This is a genomic window from Bacillus aerolatus, assembly GCF_009183655.1.
Classification (GTDB): domain Bacteria; phylum Bacillota; class Bacilli; order Bacillales; family Domibacillaceae; genus Pseudobacillus; species Pseudobacillus aerolatus.
In genome coordinates this window covers 1-1,286 of the sequence record NZ_WEIO01000027.1, presented here as the reverse complement: position 1 = coordinate 1,286, position 1,286 = coordinate 1, and the positions used below count along the sequence as shown (strand labels likewise).

Here is a 1,286-nt window from a genome sequence, read left to right as displayed (position 1 = left end):
GGGACTGACCCCATAGAGTGAGACAAATAAAAACACCTTTAAGTTGAAAAACGGGTATGGAATACCTAAAACCAACTTGGAGGTGTTTTTTCTATGGGGACAAGAGTGAGTTATCCGGCAGAAGTAAAAATAAAGGCAGTGGAAATGAGATTAGCAGGAGTGCCTGTCAAAGAAGTCATGTCACAATTAAACATTCGAAATCGTACACAGTTGAAAACATGGATGATTTGGTACAAAAATGGTGAAATGCATCGTTTTAAACAGCCAGTGGGGAAGCAATATTCCTTCGGAAAAGGGCCGGAGTATGAAAATGAAACGGCGAAATTACAAGCAGAAAACCGTTATTTAAGGCAACAGATTGAGGTCTTAAAAAAGTACAAGGAGTTGGAGAGGAAGTGGTACCGGAAACAGCAGTAGAACTGGTAAATGAATTAAAAACAACGATGCCTGTCGGTGAGATCTGCAAGCATCTTGGCATCCCGCGATCCACTTATTATCGCTGGAAGAAGAATCATCAAAAAGAAACGTCCAAACAATTGATAGAACGTAAAGTTGGCGAACTATGCGAGGCTCACAAATTTCGATATGGCTATCGCAAAATCACTGCCTTACTGAATCAAGAAATCCATGTCAACCATAAAGCCGTGCAGCGTGTAATGCAAAAATACGGCTGGCAGTGTCGTGTAAAAGTGAAGAAACGCAAGCAAACAGGGCAGCCTTATCATATTGCCGATAATCTGTTAGACCGTGATTTTCAAGCAGATCAGCCCCTTCAAAAACTCGTAACGGATATCACGTACTTGCCTTTTGGCCAGAAACAGCTGTATCTTTCAAGTATTCAAGATTTATTTAATGGTGAAATCATTGCCTATTCGATCGGTGATTGTCAGGATACAGCTTTTGTTTTAGATACCCTGTCACAGCTTCCCTGCCTGCCCGAGGGATGTACGCTGCATAGTGACCAAGGATCGGTTTACACGTCGTATGCTTACCAGCAGGAAGTCAAAGGAAAAGGCATTACCATGAGCATGTCCCGTAAAGGAACGCCCGCTGATAATGCCTCCATCGAATCGTTTCATGCCTCACTAAAGTCTGAAACGTTCTACCTCGACGAGTTAAGAAACACTACGACGGCCATCGTAGAGCAAACTGTCGAAGCCTATATCCATTATTATAACAATACCCGTATTCAAACGAAACTAAACAGCCAGTCGCCGGTACAATACCGGCAACTGGCTGCTTAAAAGGTGTTTTGATCCCTGTCTCAAAAACGGGGGTCAGTCCCA

Annotated in this window: 1 protein-coding gene; it reads left to right on the top strand. The window is 42.9% G+C overall.

What is annotated here, in order from left to right:
• Window positions 1–93 precede the first annotated feature (93 nt).
• Window positions 94–1,244, top strand: a protein-coding gene (locus F9802_RS19410; RefSeq protein ID WP_225435418.1) for an IS3 family transposase whose coding sequence is annotated in 2 segments (ribosomal slippage) — window positions 94–364 and window positions 364–1,244 — 1,152 coding nt in all. Because the reading frame shifts where the segments join, the coding sequence is not laid out codon by codon here.
• The last annotated feature ends 42 nt before the right edge of the window (window positions 1,245–1,286 follow it).